Source organism: Amycolatopsis sp. NPDC039088 (assembly GCF_055598845.1).
Map to the genome: position 1 here is coordinate 142,683 of NZ_JBVKAE010000024.1, position 15,374 is coordinate 158,056.

The 15,374-nt window shown below is 67.0% G+C and carries 14 protein-coding genes; 8 read left to right on the forward strand and 6 right to left on the reverse strand.

Features of this window, described 5'->3' with window-relative positions; translation table 11 throughout:
* Nucleotides 1–113: 113 nt before the first annotated feature.
* Both ACZ7KI_RS28305 and ACZ7KI_RS28310 read left to right on the forward strand, forming a co-directional pair.
* Nucleotides 114–1,193 carry an NAD(P)H-dependent amine dehydrogenase family protein gene (locus tag ACZ7KI_RS28305; RefSeq protein WP_470276100.1) on the forward strand — a complete coding sequence of 360 codons (1,080 nt, stop codon included), beginning with the start codon at nt 114–116 and terminating at the stop codon, nt 1,191–1,193.
* Nucleotides 1,190–1,669, forward strand: coding sequence for a carboxymuconolactone decarboxylase family protein (locus ACZ7KI_RS28310; protein WP_470276101.1), 480 nt, complete (start codon nt 1,190–1,192; stop codon nt 1,667–1,669). The genes ACZ7KI_RS28305 and ACZ7KI_RS28310 overlap by 4 nt, the downstream gene beginning before the upstream one ends.
* Before the next feature lie 56 nt (nt 1,670–1,725).
* Here ACZ7KI_RS28310 and ACZ7KI_RS28315 read toward each other — a convergent pair whose 3' ends face one another.
* Nucleotides 1,726–3,234, reverse strand: coding sequence for a GMC oxidoreductase (locus ACZ7KI_RS28315; RefSeq protein WP_470276102.1), 1,509 nt, complete (start codon nt 3,232–3,234; stop codon nt 1,726–1,728).
* A gap of 277 nt (nt 3,235–3,511) precedes the next feature.
* Between ACZ7KI_RS28315 and ACZ7KI_RS28320 the strand changes: the two genes are divergently transcribed.
* The 3 genes from ACZ7KI_RS28320 to ACZ7KI_RS28330 all read left to right on the forward strand — a co-directional run bounded on the left by ACZ7KI_RS28320 (nt 3,512) and on the right by ACZ7KI_RS28330 (nt 7,760).
* On the forward strand, nt 3,512–3,877 hold the full coding sequence (locus ACZ7KI_RS28320) for an RNA-binding S4 domain-containing protein (protein WP_470276103.1): 366 nt from the start codon (nt 3,512–3,514) through the stop codon (nt 3,875–3,877).
* 134 nt (nt 3,878–4,011) lie between these two features.
* The gene (locus ACZ7KI_RS28325) at nt 4,012–6,321 is read left to right on the forward strand and encodes a cellulose binding domain-containing protein (protein WP_470276104.1); all 2,310 of its coding nucleotides are present in this window, start codon (nt 4,012–4,014) and stop codon (nt 6,319–6,321) included.
* Entirely contained in the window at nt 6,318–7,760 is a 1,443-nt protein-coding gene (locus ACZ7KI_RS28330; RefSeq protein WP_470276105.1) for a cellulose binding domain-containing protein, read from the forward strand. The genes ACZ7KI_RS28325 and ACZ7KI_RS28330 overlap by 4 nt, the downstream gene beginning before the upstream one ends.
* Nucleotides 7,761–7,797: 37 nt before the next feature.
* Here the strand turns inward: ACZ7KI_RS28330 and ACZ7KI_RS28335 are convergent, their stop codons facing one another.
* Entirely contained in the window at nt 7,798–8,601 is an 804-nt protein-coding gene (locus tag ACZ7KI_RS28335; protein WP_470276106.1) for a class I SAM-dependent methyltransferase, read from the reverse strand.
* A 50-nt stretch (nt 8,602–8,651) separates the two neighbouring features.
* On the opposite strand from ACZ7KI_RS28335, the gene ACZ7KI_RS28340 reads away from it, so the two are divergent.
* On the forward strand, nt 8,652–9,236 hold the full coding sequence (locus tag ACZ7KI_RS28340) for a TetR/AcrR family transcriptional regulator (RefSeq protein WP_470276107.1): 585 nt from the start codon (nt 8,652–8,654) through the stop codon (nt 9,234–9,236).
* A 45-nt stretch (nt 9,237–9,281) separates the two neighbouring features.
* Here the strand turns inward: ACZ7KI_RS28340 and ACZ7KI_RS28345 are convergent, their stop codons facing one another.
* The 4 genes from ACZ7KI_RS28345 to ACZ7KI_RS28360 all read right to left on the reverse strand — a co-directional run bounded on the left by ACZ7KI_RS28345 (nt 9,282) and on the right by ACZ7KI_RS28360 (nt 12,745).
* Nucleotides 9,282–10,115, reverse strand: coding sequence for a bifunctional 5,10-methylenetetrahydrofolate dehydrogenase/5,10-methenyltetrahydrofolate cyclohydrolase (locus ACZ7KI_RS28345; RefSeq protein ID WP_465461910.1), 834 nt, complete (start codon nt 10,113–10,115; stop codon nt 9,282–9,284).
* Complete coding sequence (locus tag ACZ7KI_RS28350) at nt 10,112–10,735, reverse strand: cyclodeaminase/cyclohydrolase family protein (RefSeq protein WP_470276108.1); 624 nt, start codon at nt 10,733–10,735, stop codon at nt 10,112–10,114. The genes ACZ7KI_RS28345 and ACZ7KI_RS28350 overlap by 4 nt, the downstream gene beginning before the upstream one ends.
* Before the next feature lie 124 nt (nt 10,736–10,859).
* A complete protein-coding gene (locus tag ACZ7KI_RS28355; RefSeq protein WP_470276109.1) occupies nt 10,860–11,690 on the reverse strand; it encodes a peptidoglycan-binding domain-containing protein in 831 nt (276 codons plus the stop codon).
* Between the two features lie 80 nt (nt 11,691–11,770).
* Entirely contained in the window at nt 11,771–12,745 is a 975-nt protein-coding gene (locus ACZ7KI_RS28360; protein ID WP_470276110.1) for a hypothetical protein, read from the reverse strand.
* Between the two features lie 261 nt (nt 12,746–13,006).
* Between ACZ7KI_RS28360 and ACZ7KI_RS28365 the strand changes: the two genes are divergently transcribed.
* Nucleotides 13,007–13,411: a hypothetical protein gene (locus tag ACZ7KI_RS28365; protein ID WP_470276111.1), complete on the forward strand. Its 405-nt coding sequence runs from the start codon at nt 13,007–13,009 to the stop codon at nt 13,409–13,411.
* 779 nt (nt 13,412–14,190) lie between these two features.
* Nucleotides 14,191–15,374, forward strand: a 1,184-nt coding sequence (locus tag ACZ7KI_RS28370; RefSeq protein ID WP_470276112.1) for an HNH endonuclease signature motif containing protein, incomplete at its 3' end; no start/stop codon positions are given.

The following is a 15,374-nucleotide window of genomic DNA, read 5'->3' on the forward strand; positions in this document are numbered from 1 at the left end:
CCGTCCGGCGAATGGCCGAACGCCTGTCCCGGTGAGCGAAGAAAACGACGTCCGTTCCGCGTACCGGAACGCTTTCGTTGCCCTTGGGAATGAAGCCGAGGTTACCTCGCTCCATGATTCCGACGGTCGTCTGGGGTACAGGCAACATCGGCCGTGCCTCCATCCGGGCCGTCGACGCGCATCCGGCGTTGGAGCTCGCGGGGGTGCTCGTGCACGATCCCGCGAAGGTCGGCCGCGACGCGGCGGCGCTCGCGGGTGTCGAAGGTGAACTGGGTGTGGCGGCGACCGATGACGTCGAAGCGATTCTGGCGGCGGGACCGCGAGCGGTGGTGTACGCGGCCTCCGGTGACATCCGGCCCGCCGACGCGCTCGCCGACATCGTCCGCGCGATCCGGGCGGGTGCGGTGGTGGTGACGCCCGCGCTCTACGCGTTGTACGACCAGCGCAACGCGCCTGAAGAACTGCGTGAACCCGTGCTCGCGGCGATCGCAGACGGTGGTGGTTCGCTGTTCGTCTCCGGCGTCGATCCCGGCTGGGGCAACGACATCCTGCCGCTGCTGATCAGCGGGCTCGGCACCACCGTCGATGCCGTCCGCTGCCAGGAGATCTTCGACTACTCCACCTACGACCAGCCGGATTCGGTCCGCTACCTGGTCGGCATGGGGCAGCCGATGGACTATCAACCGCCGATGCTGGCGCCGTCGGTCCCGACGATGGTGTGGGGTGGGCAGGTGCGGCTGATCGCCCGCGGGCTCGGCGTCGAGCTCGACGAGATCCGCGAGACGCTGGATCGCCGCCCGCTCGAGGAGACCGTGACCACGCGGGCGATGGGCGAGTTCGAGGCGGGCACGCAGGGGGCGGTCCGGTTCGAGGTACAGGGCATCGTGGGCGGTGAGCCCCGCATCGTCATCGAGCACGTCACCCGGATTCACGCGTCGTGCGCGCCGGACTGGCCGATGCCGCCCAGCGGCGACGGCGCGCACCGGGTGATCATCGAAGGCCGCCCGAGGATCGAGGTCTCGGTCGAGGCCACCGACGAGGGGGAGAACCGGTCCGCCGGCGGCAACGCGACCGCGGTCGGCAGGCTGGTCGGTGCCATCGACTGGCTCGTCGATGCCAAGCCTGGGCTCTACGACGCCCTCGACGTGCCGTTGCGACCGGCCATCGGCAAGCTCGGAAGGAGCGCGCGTTGAACATCGACATTCCCGAGGGCAAGGACCCGATCGGCTACGTCTGGGGCGAGATGGTGCCCGGTATCGGCGCCGCGGCGTCGAACTTCTCGCTCGCCGTCTATTCGCACACGACGCTGGGGCTCCGGGAGTTCGAGGCGGCGCGGCTGCGGATCGCGCAGATCAACGGCTGTGTCTTCTGCCTGGACTGGCGGACCGAACGCGACGGGGTGAAGGTCGAGGAGGAGTTCGCCGACGCGGTCACCGAGTGGCGTACCACCGAGGCGTTCGACGAGCGGACCAGGCTGGCCGTCGAGTACGCCGAACGGTACGCGCTCGACCATCACGGCATCGACGACGAATTCTGGAAGCGCATGGGGGAGCACTACAGCCAGCGGGAAATCGTGGAATTGAGCATGAGTATCGGTTCCTGGCTGGCGTTCGGGCGGCTGAACCACGTGCTGGGGATCGACACCGTCTGCGTTCTGCCGAAGAGCTGAAGAACGGGCCGGGGTGGCGGCCCCGGCTCATTCTCATGAAAAGTGTTCGATCGTCGTCACAAATCGGTGGCGACGATCTTTTCGATGTTCCGTTCGGCCAGCGCGGTAATGGAGACGAACGGGTTGACGGTCGTATTACCGGGAATAAGCGCGCCGTCGATCACGTAAAGCCCCGGATAGCCGTGGAGCCTGCCGTAATTGTCGGTCGCCTTGCCCAGTACCGCGCCGCCGAGCGGGTGATAGGTGAGATGATCGCCCCAGATCTTGTACGTGCCGAACAGATCGGTCCGGTAGATCGTCCCCTCCTTGGCATTGATCTTGTCGAAGATCGACTTGGCCATGTCGATCGACGGCTGTTTCCAGGCGGTCTGCCAGTCGAGGTCGACCTTGTTCGCGCTCGCGTTCCAGGAGAACGTCGCCCGGTGCGGATTCTTCGTGATGGACAGGTAGAACGACGCGTAGGTCTCGATACCGGTCGGCAGTGGTGCGACCTCGGCGAACGCGCCGCCCGCCGCCCAGTTGTCGATGCCTCCGGTCGGGATCGACGACTGCAGCGAGCCCGTGGGATCCCACAGGTGGTTGGCCCGGCCGCACATGACGTTCCCGTTGTCGCCCCAGCCCTTCCCGACCTCCGGACTGAGGTTGGGCAGTGCCCCGGTCGCCTTGAGTTTGACCAGTAGCTTGCTCGTGCCGACACTGCCCGCGGCGAAGAACACCTTGCCCGCTGTCACGGATTTCGTCGCGGTCACCGTGCCGCCGGTGTCGAGTTGCTCCATCACCACGGTGTATCCGCCGCCGGACGCCGGGGTGACCGAGGTGACGCGGTGCAGCGAGGAGATCGTCACCCGGCCTGTCGCCTTGATCCGCGGAAGATAGGTCTGCTGCAACGATTTCTTGCCCGCGTTGTTGCCGTAGAGGATCTCCCCGGCCAGCGCGGATCTCGGCACCGTGCCCGCCTGTTCCTTCTTCATGTAGTCCCAGTCGTACACGTCCGGGACGAACAGGAAGGGGAAACCCGAGCGCTGCGCGTGTTTCCGGCCGACGCGCGCGTACTGGTAGCACTCGGCGGTCTCGAACCAGTTCGGGTCGATCGTGGCGACGCCGAGGCCCGCGTTGGCGCGAGGGTAGTAGACGCCGTACATCTCGTCCGCGTTCACCGTGGGCAGTACCGAGCCGAAGTTCTCCCGTTTCGGCGTGACGGCCATCCCGCCGTTGACCAGCGAGCCGCCGCCGACGCCGCGGCCCTGATAGACGGTGATGCCGCTGAACTCCTCGGCGTCGAGGATCCCGGTGTGGCGCGGGACGGCCTTGTCCAGCGGGAAACCGAGGAAGTTGCTCAACGGCTGCTTGGTCCTCGTCCGCAGCCAGTAGGAGCGGTAGTCCGGGGAAGTGGTGTTGGCGAAGATCTTGCCGTCCGTGCCCGGGGTGTCCCACGCCTTGCCGAGTTCGACGAGGTGGACGTCGACGCCCGCCTCGGCGAGCCGGAGCGCGGCGACGCAGCCGCCGTATCCGGAACCGATGACGAGTGCCGGGATTTGCGCGGCGTCGGTGATCGAGCTTTTCACCGCCGGCCGGTTCCCGGGAGAAGCGAAGGCGGTCCCACTCAGGGCCGCGGCTCCCAAGATAGAACCAGTTCCTGTGATGAATACGCGGCGGGATAACTGTCCAGATGCACTGCTCCACATGGATTCATCGCTCATGTGATCTTCCTCACCTTTGAGGTATTTAGAACAAGTTATACCTCTGGCTCAGTCGGGTGGCAATAAAGGTGCGGGTTCTTTTCCGCCCACTGGGGCGAGGCAGGCGGGCATCGCGGCGGTGGATGGGCCACTATGTACGGCTGTGGAGTCCACTCGAGTTGATCGCTGGCTGTGGGCCGTCCGGCTGACCAAGACGCGCCCGGACGCCGCCGCCGCGTGCCGTGGCGGCCATGTTCGCGTGAACGGCAAACCCGCCAAACCCGCGACCACGGTCGTGGCAGGCGACGAGGTGCGTGCGCGGGTCAACGACATCACGCGGATCTTGGAAGTGACGCGGGTGATCCAGAAACGCGTCGGCGCCGCCGACGCGGCGACCTGCTTCATCGATCGGACGCCTCCGCCGCCGCCCGAGTCCGCCACGCCGGTCGCACGGCGGGAGCGAGGAGCGGGACGCCCGACGAAACGGGAGCGACGGGTGCTCGACCGTTTCCGGTCGGGCGAGAGCTGAGCCGACCGTGGCAGTGTTCACATACGTGGACGATATTCACATCCGTTGACGGGTGACAGGAACGTGAACTATAAAGGCGAGGTCCGGGTGTACACGCCGCAACACCTTCCGTCAGTCCGTCACGGAGGTTTCGGGTGTCCCGAAAAAGTCCTCTTCGTCGTGCCGTCCTACCGGCGGTCGCCGCCGTGGTCGCCACCGCCGCGCTCGTGCAGTTGCCGCCCGGTGCCGCGGACGCCGCCCCTGGTCCGGGTGCGCTGACCGGCCTCGACGTCGGCGCGGCCAACCGCAGGGCGCCGGTCGCGGGCCTTTACGACTGGTCCAAGGCGGGATACCGGGGCGGCGCCGCGCTGCCCGGTTCCGCCGAGGTGAATCCGAACGCCACCTGCCAGGTCACCGCGGCGGAACTGGCGAGCCAGTACAACGTCAAACCCGACGACGGCGCCGACGACACGAACGGGATCCAGGCGGCGATCGACGGGATCAAGAGCGCGTGCTCGCCGTCCGGGAGCTACACCAAGCTGAGCACGATCACCTTCCCCGCCGGGCGGTTCGACGTCACGCACGAGATCCACGTCGACGCCGACTACCTGATCCTGCGCGGGGCGGGCAAGGACGCGACGAAGTTCGTGTACCGGCCCGACGCGAACACGCTTTACGACACCCTCACCCCGGACGGTTCCGACTGGGACGAGGACGGAATGACTTCGGGCGCGGGCAAGGGCGGCTGGTTGTGGCCCGGCCGCGGGCTGTTCCGTGTCCAGTCGAGAGGAGTGCACTCGTCCTACGCGAGTGACTACGCCTCGGCGCCCGCCAACCGCAAGGACATCTTCGAGGGCACGGTCAATGTCCATTGGAAGGCCGGGGTGAAGCTGCGCGGCAAGACCGGTGACACCGCGTTCGCCGCGAGGGCGGGGGACCGGGTCGTCCACCTGGCGAGCAGCGGTGCCTTGACCTCGCTCGCCGCCGGGAACCTGGTCAACATCCGGGCGGCCAACTCGCAGAAGTTCTACGAACAGCAGCAGGCGACGCCGACGACGTTCCCGCTGCTGAACATGCACATGCGTCAGCAGATCTTCACGATCACGGCGCTCGACACGACCGCGCGCACCATCACCCTCGACAAACCGCTCGAGTACGACGTGCCGGTGAACTCCACTTCGGACGGTTCGGCCCCGATCGACGGCGCCGCCTACGACTCGAAGGCGGCTCCGCTGGTCGACCCGGTGCTCGGCGTCGGGTTCGAAAACCTCGGGTTCACGCAGGACATGCCGGGCCTGAACCCCGCGGAGGCGAACAACAACTACGGGAACATGGCACCCGCCGCGGAAATGCACGGCATCGTGTTCAAGTGGGCGGCGAACTCGTGGATCCGCGGCATCCGCGCGGAGATGACCGGGTCGCATCCGATCGTCACGGAGGAGGCCAAGAACCTCCAGATCGTCGACAACGAACTCAACGGCTCCTGGAACAAGGGCAAGGGCGGAAACGGGTACTTCCGCGGCTCCCGGGTGTGGGATTCGCTCTACACCGGGAACACTTCGACCCTGTTGCGGCACTTCACCTTCCAGTGGTCCGCCTCGGGCAACGTCGTGATCGGCAACTCGTTCGACTCCGACCTGAACCTGCACGGTGGCTGGGAACGCAACAATCTCTTCGAACTCAACACGGTCAAGGTCCCTTACGCGCACCGTTCCGGCAACTGCCGGGCCAACTGCGGCGAGGAGGGCGGCGGCGGTCCCGACGACTCGAACTGGTTTCCGATCTGGTGGGGCGCCGGCAAGAAGGCCGTCAAGTGGTCGGGCGGTTCCGGCTATCGCAACGTCTTCTTCAACAACGCCATGACCAAGCAACTCGCGGACGACGGCCCGTATAACGACTTCTACGGCGACCGGCATCGCGTCTACGTCTTCGGCTGGGACGGCACCGCGTACAAGCACCTCGACATCGGTGGCACCCCGATCGCGGACTGGGCGAAAAACGAGCAGCGCGACTACACCGGTGGGCACGGGGTCGACGCGACCAAGACCGACGCCGCTACGTCGCTGTTCCTGAAGTCCGTCGACGGGACACCGCCGTCGTCCTCGACGGGCCAGACCTCCACACCGACCAGCACCCCTCCCGGCCCCGGCGCTTGCCTGACGGCGGCGTTCGCCCGTAAATCGTTGTGGGACAACGGTTATGGTGGCGGCTTCACCATCACCAACAGTTGTTCGGCCGCGGCGGGCCCGTGGGCGGTCGAGTTCGACCTGCCCGAGGGGACGACGGTCAGCAGTTCCTGGAGTTCGGTGCTGACCAGGTCCGGCAGGCACTACCGGTTCGGGAACGCGGCGCACAACGGAAACGTCAAACCCGGCGGCACGGCGACGTTCGGGTTCAACGCCGCCGGACTGGGGCTCCCGGTCGCGTGCACGATCGCCGGAACGAAGTGCGGAGGGACCGAATGACGAGGAAACGACTGTTCGCCGCGCTCGCGGCCACGGTGTCGGCGGCGGGCCTGTTCGGCGCCGTCGTCACCGCAGAAGCGGCCGCACCCAGCCTGTCCGCCACGTTCGCCCAGGGCTCGGTCTGGGACAGCGGATACGGCGGCAAGTACACGCTGACCAACTCCGGTGACGCACCCGGTACACAGTGGACGGTCGAATTCGACCTGCCAGCAGGGACGACCGTCACCGCGTCATGGAGTTCGGTGCTGACCAGGAGCGGCCAGCACTACAAGGTCACCAACGCCGACTTCAACGCCACGATCAAACCGGGAGGTACGGCGAGGTTCGGCTTCAACACCAGCGGTCTTGGCCTGCCGACCGGCTGCACGGTCAATGGCAGCCCGTGCGGGGGAGGGGCGCCGAGCTCGACTCCCGGGACGACCACGACGAGTAAACCACCCACCACGACGACCAGCGTCCCGGCGGGTGACGTGGTCGACGTCGGAACGGCGACGGAACTCCAGGCCGCGCTGGCGGCCGCGAGTCCTGGGCAGACCATCCGGCTGGCCGCCGGAACCTACCGGGGTTCCTTCGTGGCCACGAAGCCCGGAACGGCGGGCTCGCCCATCACGGTGACCGGACCCGCCACGGCCGTCCTGATCAACGACGGTCCGTCGGGGGAGGCGCCCTCGTGCCCGGCGCCGACGGCGGGATGGGACTCCGGATACGGGTTCTGGCTGTACGGTGCGCCTTATTGGCAGCTCCAGGGCTTCACCGTGCAGGAGTCGAAGAAGGGGATAGTCGCGGACGACTCCCACCACACGGTGATCGACGGTGTCCGGGTGCACCGGATCGACGAGGAAGGTGTCCACTTCCGCCGTTCCTCGGCCGACAGCGTCATCCGCGACTCGACGATCAGCCACACCGGTCTCGTGCAGCCCGGTTACGGTGAAGGCGTCTACCTCGGTTCGGCGAACTCGAACTGGGCGTGTCACGGGAACTCCGGTGGTGTCGATCGCGGCGACCGGATCCAGGTGCTGAACAACCACATCGGACCGTACGTCGCCGCGGAGTCCATCGACGTCAAGGAAGGTACCGCCGACGGCGTCATCCGGGGCAACACCTTCGACGGGCAAGGGGTCTCCGGGCAGAACTCGGCCGATTCGTGGGTCGACGTCAAGGGGACCGGTTACGTGATCGAGGACAACACCGGCACGTTCGCCTCGCCGGGGACCTTCGCGAACGGCTACGAGACGCACAACCCCGGGACCACTCCGTCGTTCCCGAACGGCTGCGGGAACGTCTGGCGGGGCAACAAGTCCGATCTCGGCGACGTCGGCCAGTACGCCATCAAGATCACGTCGACGTCGAAGTGCTCGGAACGGCCCAACGCCGTCTACGCGTCCAACACCGTGTCGAGGGCGGTGAACGGCCTGACCAACATCCCGGTCACTCCCTGATCGACGCCGGGGGCGGCGCGGCCCCCGCCACCGGCGGTCACGTCCGCACGGCGGTGATCGCCATCGTGGTGTAGCGCGTGGTGAACCGGCCGCCCATTCGATCGATCACCGCACCGACTTCCGCGAGGATCTCTTTCTGCAGTCCCGGTTCGACCCAGGTGAGTGAGCCGAAGGTCGGAAGCTGGTCCAGCCATTCGTCCCGGGTGTATTCCTTCTCCCAGTCGTACCGCTGTTGCTCCGGCTCGCCGAACCCGCCCGCCTCGCGCAGGCCGTCGGTGATCTTGGTGATGAGCTGCCCGTACGCGTCGGAGGACTGTTTCGGCACGTTCTTGAGCGCGTCGGGAGCGTCGGGGACGTGCCGCCGGTACGCGTCCATCAAGGCGTCCCCGACCTGCGACGGCGGTTCGGGAACATGCCAGAACACGGCCCAGAGCCCGCCGGGCCGCAGGACTTCCGCGGCCTTGACCGCGCCGGCGACCGGATCCACCCAATGCCAGGCCTGCCCGGAAACGAGCAGATCGAAGTGGCGTCCGGCAGGCTCCCAAGCCTCGAAGGTCCCCACTTCGACGTCGATCCCGCTCAGGCGCGCGAACTCGGCCATACGCGGATCCGGTTCGACGCCCAGTACCCGGCAGCCGGCGGCCTGGAACTGACGTGCGTCGATCCCGGTGCCGATACCGATGTCGAGGGTTTCGCGGCCAGGGGCGGTCGCGACGAGGTGGTCGATGAGTTCCGGGGGATAGGCGGGCCGGGCCCGGTCGTAGCGTTCGACGTCGACGCCGAAGGATTCGGCGGCCTGTCGATGGCGGTGGGGCTCGCGCCCCGACGGTAGAGTGGGCATGCGCCCACCATAAGTGGGCACTTGCCCACTCGTCAACGCAAGGGAGTCGTATGCCGACCGGGATAGCCCTGCGCGCCGTGCGCGCGCAGCTGTTCGACGCCGCCGAGCGGGTCCTTCTCCGTGACGGGCCGAGCGGGCTCACCAGCCGCGCGGTGACCACGGAGGCGGACTGCGCCAAGGGCGTGCTGCACCGGCATTTCGACGACTTCGACGCGTTCCTCGCCGAGTTCGTGCTGGACAGGGTCGAAAAACTGGACGAGAAGACGATCGCGCTGAAAGAGATCGCCGGGACCGGCACCATCGTCGAAAACCTGTCCGAAGCGCTGACAGCCGTGTTCGAATCGGTCGCGGTGGCGATCGTCCCGCTGGTGATCTTCCGGGACGAGCTGCGCGCGCGGTTGCGCCGCGAATGGCCTGCCGGGGTCCCGGTGCTGACGCAGGCGGCGGTGATGATCGCCGCCTACCTCGAAACGGAACGCGGGCTGGGCAGGCTGGCCGCGGACGCCGACGTCGACACGCTCGCGGCCACCCTCATCGGCGCCACCCACCTGCTGTTCGCCGACCGCACGGGTGCCGCGCCCGAGCCGGAAGCCGTACGGAAGACAGTGAAGGCCGTCGTCGGCTCCGGGACATGAAAAAGGCGGCGAGCCCGTGCCGAGACTCGCCGCCTTCTCGGTGGATCAGGACTGCGCGGCGGTGACGGTGTGCCGCAGCAGCAGCGAGGTCGTGACCGGTCCGACGCCGCCGGGGACCGGCGTGATCGAGCCGGCGAGCTCCTCGACCGCGGCCTGGTCGACATCGCCGACGAGGCCGCCTTCGGGCGTCGGGTTGGTGCCGACGTCGATCACCACGGCGCCGGGCTTGACGTGGTCCGCGCCGATGAAGTGCGCGCGGCCGACGGCGACGACCAGGACGTCCGCGGTCTTGGTGACCGCGGCGAGGTCCTTGGTACGCGAGTGGCAGACGGTCACCGTCGCGTTCTCGCCGAGCAGCAGCAACGCGGCGGGCTTGCCGACCACCGTCGAGCGGCCCACGACGGCGACCTGGGCGCCGGACAGGGCGACCTGCTCGCGCTTCAGGATCTCCAGAACCGCGGCGGCGGTGGCGGGGGCGTAGGTCGGCAGGCCGGCGGTGAGGCGGCCGAGACTGACCGGGTTGGCGCCGTCGACGTCCTTGCGCGGGTCGATATGCGCGCCGACGTCGTCGAGCGTGACACCTTCGGGCAGCGGGGTCTGGCAGATGATGCCGTGCACCGACGGGTCCGCGGACAGTTTGTCGAGTTCGCGGGTGACGTCCTCGCCGGTCGGCTTCTCCAGCTGGACCACGCGGCAGTCGACGCCGACCTTCTTCGCGGCACGCTCGATCGAGCGCACGTACCAGGCGGTGGCGTCGTCGTCGGTCGGCACGAGCACGGCCAGCGTCGGCGCGGTGCCCGACTCGCGCAGCTTGGCGGCGGTCTCGGTGACCTCGGCGGTGATGGCGGCGGCGATCGCGCGCCCGTCGATCAGCGTCATCGGGCGATCCTCTCGCGGACCTCGGCGACGAGGGCGTCGGCGCGCCCGGCGGCGGAGGTGTACTCGCCGAGGCGGGCCTCGGTCTCCTTGCGCAGCTGCTCGTTGGACATCGACGCGAGGTTGACCTCGACGTTGACCACGGCAGACTCGAGCGCGGACTTGGCGGAAGAGGCCGCGACCGCGATGTCGGAGATGACGTTGGTGTTGGCGCCTTCGAGGATCGAGGCGGCGAGGTCGATGACCTCGGCGGCGAGGGCGGCCGTCCGCAGGGGGACGTCGGCGGCACCGACCAGTGCGGCCTGGATCGCGGCGCTGCGGGCCTGCTTCTCCTCGTCGGTGGCCTTCGGGAGCTTGTACGCGGAGACCACCGCGTCGAACGCGGCGGCGTCGTCGGCGGCGAGGCCGAGCGCGCGACCGCGGAGGTCTTCGGCCTTGCCGAGCGCCTCGGTCATGCTCTCCTCGAACTGGGCGTACTTCGGCTTGCCGATGGTCAGGTTGCACACCATGGAGACCAGGGCGGCACCCACCGCGGCGTTCATCGCGGCCCCGGCGCCACCACCGGGTGTCGAGGCCTTCGAAGCCAGCTCGTCGAGCCACTGACCGACCGGTTGAGCCTCCACGCGATGTTCCCTTCCCGCTGGTTTTGCCGTCGCGCCGAAGCCTACCTGGGGGTTCTCGGACGGCCCGAAGGCCACCTTTCACCGTTGATCGACTTCGGCGAAAGATGGCCTTCGGGAAACCGGCTCACGCGCGCTGGTACTCCTCCCAGGTGAGCTTCGGCGTGACGGCGGGGCCGTCGTCGGAACCGCGGCCCGCGAGGCCGTTGTAGCCGAGGTAGTAGTCACCGGCCTGGTGCTGCGCGCCGGACGACAGGTCCGGATCGGACAGCGCGATGGCGTGGATGTGGTAGGCGAAACCCTGGTCCGGCGTCCGGACCCACGCCGCGAAACCGACCTGACGCAGCTTCCGCGCGACGTCGGTCCGCGTGGTCGAGGACATCCCCTCGACGCCGATGTCGAGCGCGCCGCCACCGTCGTGCGTACCGGCCGAAGCGCCGACACCGCCCGGGTTGTACGAGCCCTGCGTGATGGTGAGCTGCCTGCCGAGCAGACCCTCGGCCTTCACCAGCATGTCCTTGGTCCGGGTGTTCATCGTCTTGCCGTGGTAGGTCAGGCGGCTACCCGCCGAGACCACCGCGGTGACGGTGTACCGGTTTTCGCCCAGCTTCTCGAGCGAGGTCTTGCCCGGCAGGCCGGAGGCGTCGAGCCCGGTGTATCCCAGCGACTTCTGGTAGCTGGAGTACGCGGTGATCGTCGACGTGCCGAAGTGGCCGTCGACGTACTGCTGGTCGAGCAGTCCCTTGGCCGACAGCGCCTGCTCGACGAGCAGCACGCTGTCCTTGGCGCCCGGCGTCAAGGCGCTGTCTGCCCGGCGCGGATCGATCTGGGCGGCCTTCAGCACCGCTTCCATGTTGGCCGCGGGCAACAGGTCCGCGGTCACTTCGGCGCTGGCCGGTGCGGCCACGCCGAAGGAGAACGCGGCCGCTGTCGCGAGCACGGCTACCTTGGTCAACAATTCCTGCCTCCTGAACTAACCGAAGTTTGTCCGGGCAGCATGATCAGCGCGAATACAAGGTCCGTACAAACGAACAGTTCTCAGGTCTGGCCCCCGCCGCTGACGAAGAGGGTCACCGCTTCCGACAAGGCCCGGCAATCGGCGTCGTCGGGGTGTTTGGCCGCTTCCTGTTCGAGCGGGCGCAGCCGGTCCCTGGTGCGCACCGATTTGAGCGTTTCGGCGCTTTCGATCGCTTGGATGCCGACGGACAGCGCCTCGTCGCCGTCCCCGGCGAGAACGTGTCCCGTGGCCAGCATGCTCAGGCACAGCGAACGGCTGCGCGCCATTTCCGGACCGTATCGGCGGACGGCGTCGGTGAGTGCGGAGATGGCCATTCCGATATGACGGCCGCCCTTGCGCAGGGCAAGATCGATATGGACCGAACCCGCCATCGCGGAAACGTCGATTTCGGTGAAGAACCTCGCCCAGTCGGGTGGGTCACATTCATCCTTTTCGGCGAATTCCTCGCCTGCTCGATCAACCAGTCCGACAGCCAGGTTCGCGTCGCCTTTCTTGGCGTATGCCCAGCCTTGGTTCGCGCTCAGGATGCTCGCGGCGAGTTTCGAACCGGCCCGCCTCGCGGCGAGCCTGCCCAGCTCGAACTGGGTGAGGGCTTCGTCCGTCGCCCCGTAATGGAGATGGATCCGGCCTCGGCGGTAATGGATGTTCGCGGTCAATTCGGCGTCTTCGGCAGCGGCGGCGAGCTCCAGCGCGACGTCGAGATGGTGCTGTGCGGCGCCGACGTGACCACTGTCGAAACAGGCCCATCCGGCGAGGTTGTGCAGATCCGCGACGACCGAGGAAAGCCTGGTCCGCACCGGCTCGGAGATCGACATCGCGAGCATCCGGTGTCCGCGATGGATCCGCACCACGACCGCGTCGCGGCACATCCCGCCCCCGCATTGGTAGTCGACGGCACGGAGCGCCTTCGTCTGCGTTTCCAGCGCTTCGACATCCCGTTTTCCCACCCGGTCCGGCGCGAGGTGGCGGCGAGCGGTGGCTTCAGGATCTGTCATGGTCATTTACCCCTGACGTAACCCCAGCGCGACATTCGTGGTCTCAAAGCGTAACCCGGGCCGAGTGTCGCCGCGAGCTTCGCGCCCTCTCTGTCAACATGCGCTGAGGTATGAAGACAGGTAGTTGTACGGGTGTCATCCAGGCGGGAACAGGCGCAACCTGATATGACTTCCAGTGGATGCCGAAAGGTCGAGACCCACATGGTGCTACGTGCTTCACCGCCTTCGCGAGCCCGTCTCCGGCTGGTCTCCCGTGAGGATGTGCGTGCGACTCCTCGGGCGGGCGGCCGTCTGGATCGGTACGGTGAGCTCGCCGACCGGCGGCTGGCGGCCATCCTCGCCGCCGAAGACGTGGCGGAGGAACACGGGCTGAGCGCGCACGTGCGCACCACCTGTTACGTACACCGATGCTGGGTGCACCAGTGCATCTCCGATCCGTTGCACGTACTCGTGGTCACCGGGCACCGATGGTGCCGTCGCTGCGACCGCACGATCGACGTCGAGGTCGACGAGAGCTTCCCGGGATCGGTCGAACTCTATTGCGACGGCTGTGGTGTCCCGCCGGACACGGTCGCGAACCGCGAAGTGCTCTTCGCCTGCCGGACCAGCCTCGTCGCCATGCACGGAGGCGACGCGTCGACGTTGTACGTGGTGCCGGACAGCTGAAAGCCGGTGGATTCGCGGCACCGTGTCGACCGGCTGGCGCATTTATTTGAGAGGTAACCCAAACGTGGTGTGCCCCGGCGTGGGTCCGGACCGGCTGACGGGAGCGGGGACGGCGACTGGTCTGTCCACTAAGGACCCTATTTGCAAGGGTAAGTGTCCAACTTGGGTGGTATGCGTGGTTTCGCGAGCGGGTTGTGAGTGCGAAGTAGGGTTCTAACCCTAATTAGCACTCACGCCCCCCTTTGAAACCGTATATATAGGCATCAATCGGACATGAAGTCGTCCAATGGTGTCCCCTGTGGACAGTCAAGGAGGCCCTACTGTCTCAGTGGGGCCTCCTTGATTGCGACCAGTCCGCGAAGGCCTCCTTTGACCTTCAGGGTAGGGAAGGGGACCTTCACGTCAGCGAGGCGATCACGCCATGTTTGCCTTACCCCTCAAATAGTCGGCTAAGAGCGCTGGGCACGATCCCGGCGGGCTGGTTTGCCGGCTGCTGTGGCGTCGCCTTGCGCTACGAACACTTCCGTGGTGGGACTCCGTATTTGCTGAGGGGTAAGGCAAAGTTGTCGTGGGCAACACGTCCGCGGCGCGTGTTCCTTGAAGCCGTCCTCGAAAGTGGCCTTCGGGACACGCCACGTCACTTACCTCTCAATAAATGAGGTATCCCGCAAAGTAGTCGCCTGGCCTGGTGGCGTCACCCTTCAGTGGTAAATGCGCATGGTTCATTGTTGCTTAAAATTACGAACACATGTTCGACTGTTGTTTGGTATTATTGAGGGGTGTCTGAGACTTTCCTTCCCGAGTTGCCGCAGGAGTTGTGGCGCGCTGGCAAGCTGGAGCTTGGCCATGGCGTGCAGCAGTCCCTGCAGGTGATCCGGATTGCCTCCGCCGCGTTGGGGCGGTTTTTGGCGGAGATCGAGTCTCGCGGCCCGAAAGACTTGTACGGCTATGGTTCCACGGTGTCGTGGTTCGCCGATATCGCGGGATTGACCCGAGGTGAGGCGGGTCCGATCGTGCGCCGCGCGATCGCGTTGAACCCGACCCGCGCACTCGATGGCACCGAGATCCCGGCGTTCGCGCCCGCCACTGCCGCGGCTGCGGCTGATGGTGCGATCGGAGAACACCGCATCGATCAGATTCTGGAGTTTCTGAAGAAGATCCCGGCGGAGGTGGCTGCGGAGGATCGGGAGTGTGCGGAGAAGATCCTCGCTGATCTTGCTCGCGAGGCCGGGCCGAGACAACTCAGACAGGCCGAAGAAAACCTGCTGGCCTGGCTCGCCCCCGACGGCAACGAACCCAAGGACCCCGAGCCCGCCCAGCCCGCGCGGGAAGTCACCCTGGAACGCCGCAAGGACGGCTTCTGGAAGCTGAACGGCCTGCTGGATGACGAATTGGGTGCCCGCACCGCTGCCGTTCTCGACGCGTACGCCAAACCACGCCCGGTCGACGAGTTCGGCCAAGCGGACCCGCGTACGAAGGCGGAGCGTCAGGGTGACGCCTTCGCCGAGATCCTGGATCTGGCGATCGCGTGCCCGGACCAGCCCGGCACCTCCGGCTATCGAACGCTGCTCCACGTCACCATCGGCCTCGAAGAACTCAAAACCGGGATCGGGACCGCGTGCCTGGACTTCGTCGGCCAGATGACCGCCCGGGAGGCACGACTCGCCGCCTGCGACTGCTTGATGCTGCCGGTAGTGATGAGTGCCGCTGGTGAACCCCTCGACATGGGCCGCTTGAGACGGTTCGTCACCCCCGGGCAACGGCGAGCACTCAACATCCGCGACCGAGGCTGTGCCTTCCCCGGCTGCCATCGACAGCCCAAGCACTGCCACGCCCACCATATTGATCATTGGGCCGATGGCGGGCCCACCGACCTGCGGAATCTCACCTTGTTGTGCGGTTTTCATCACCGGCTGATTCACCACGGCGACTGGCAAGTCCGGATGGCCCCCGACGGCCTCCC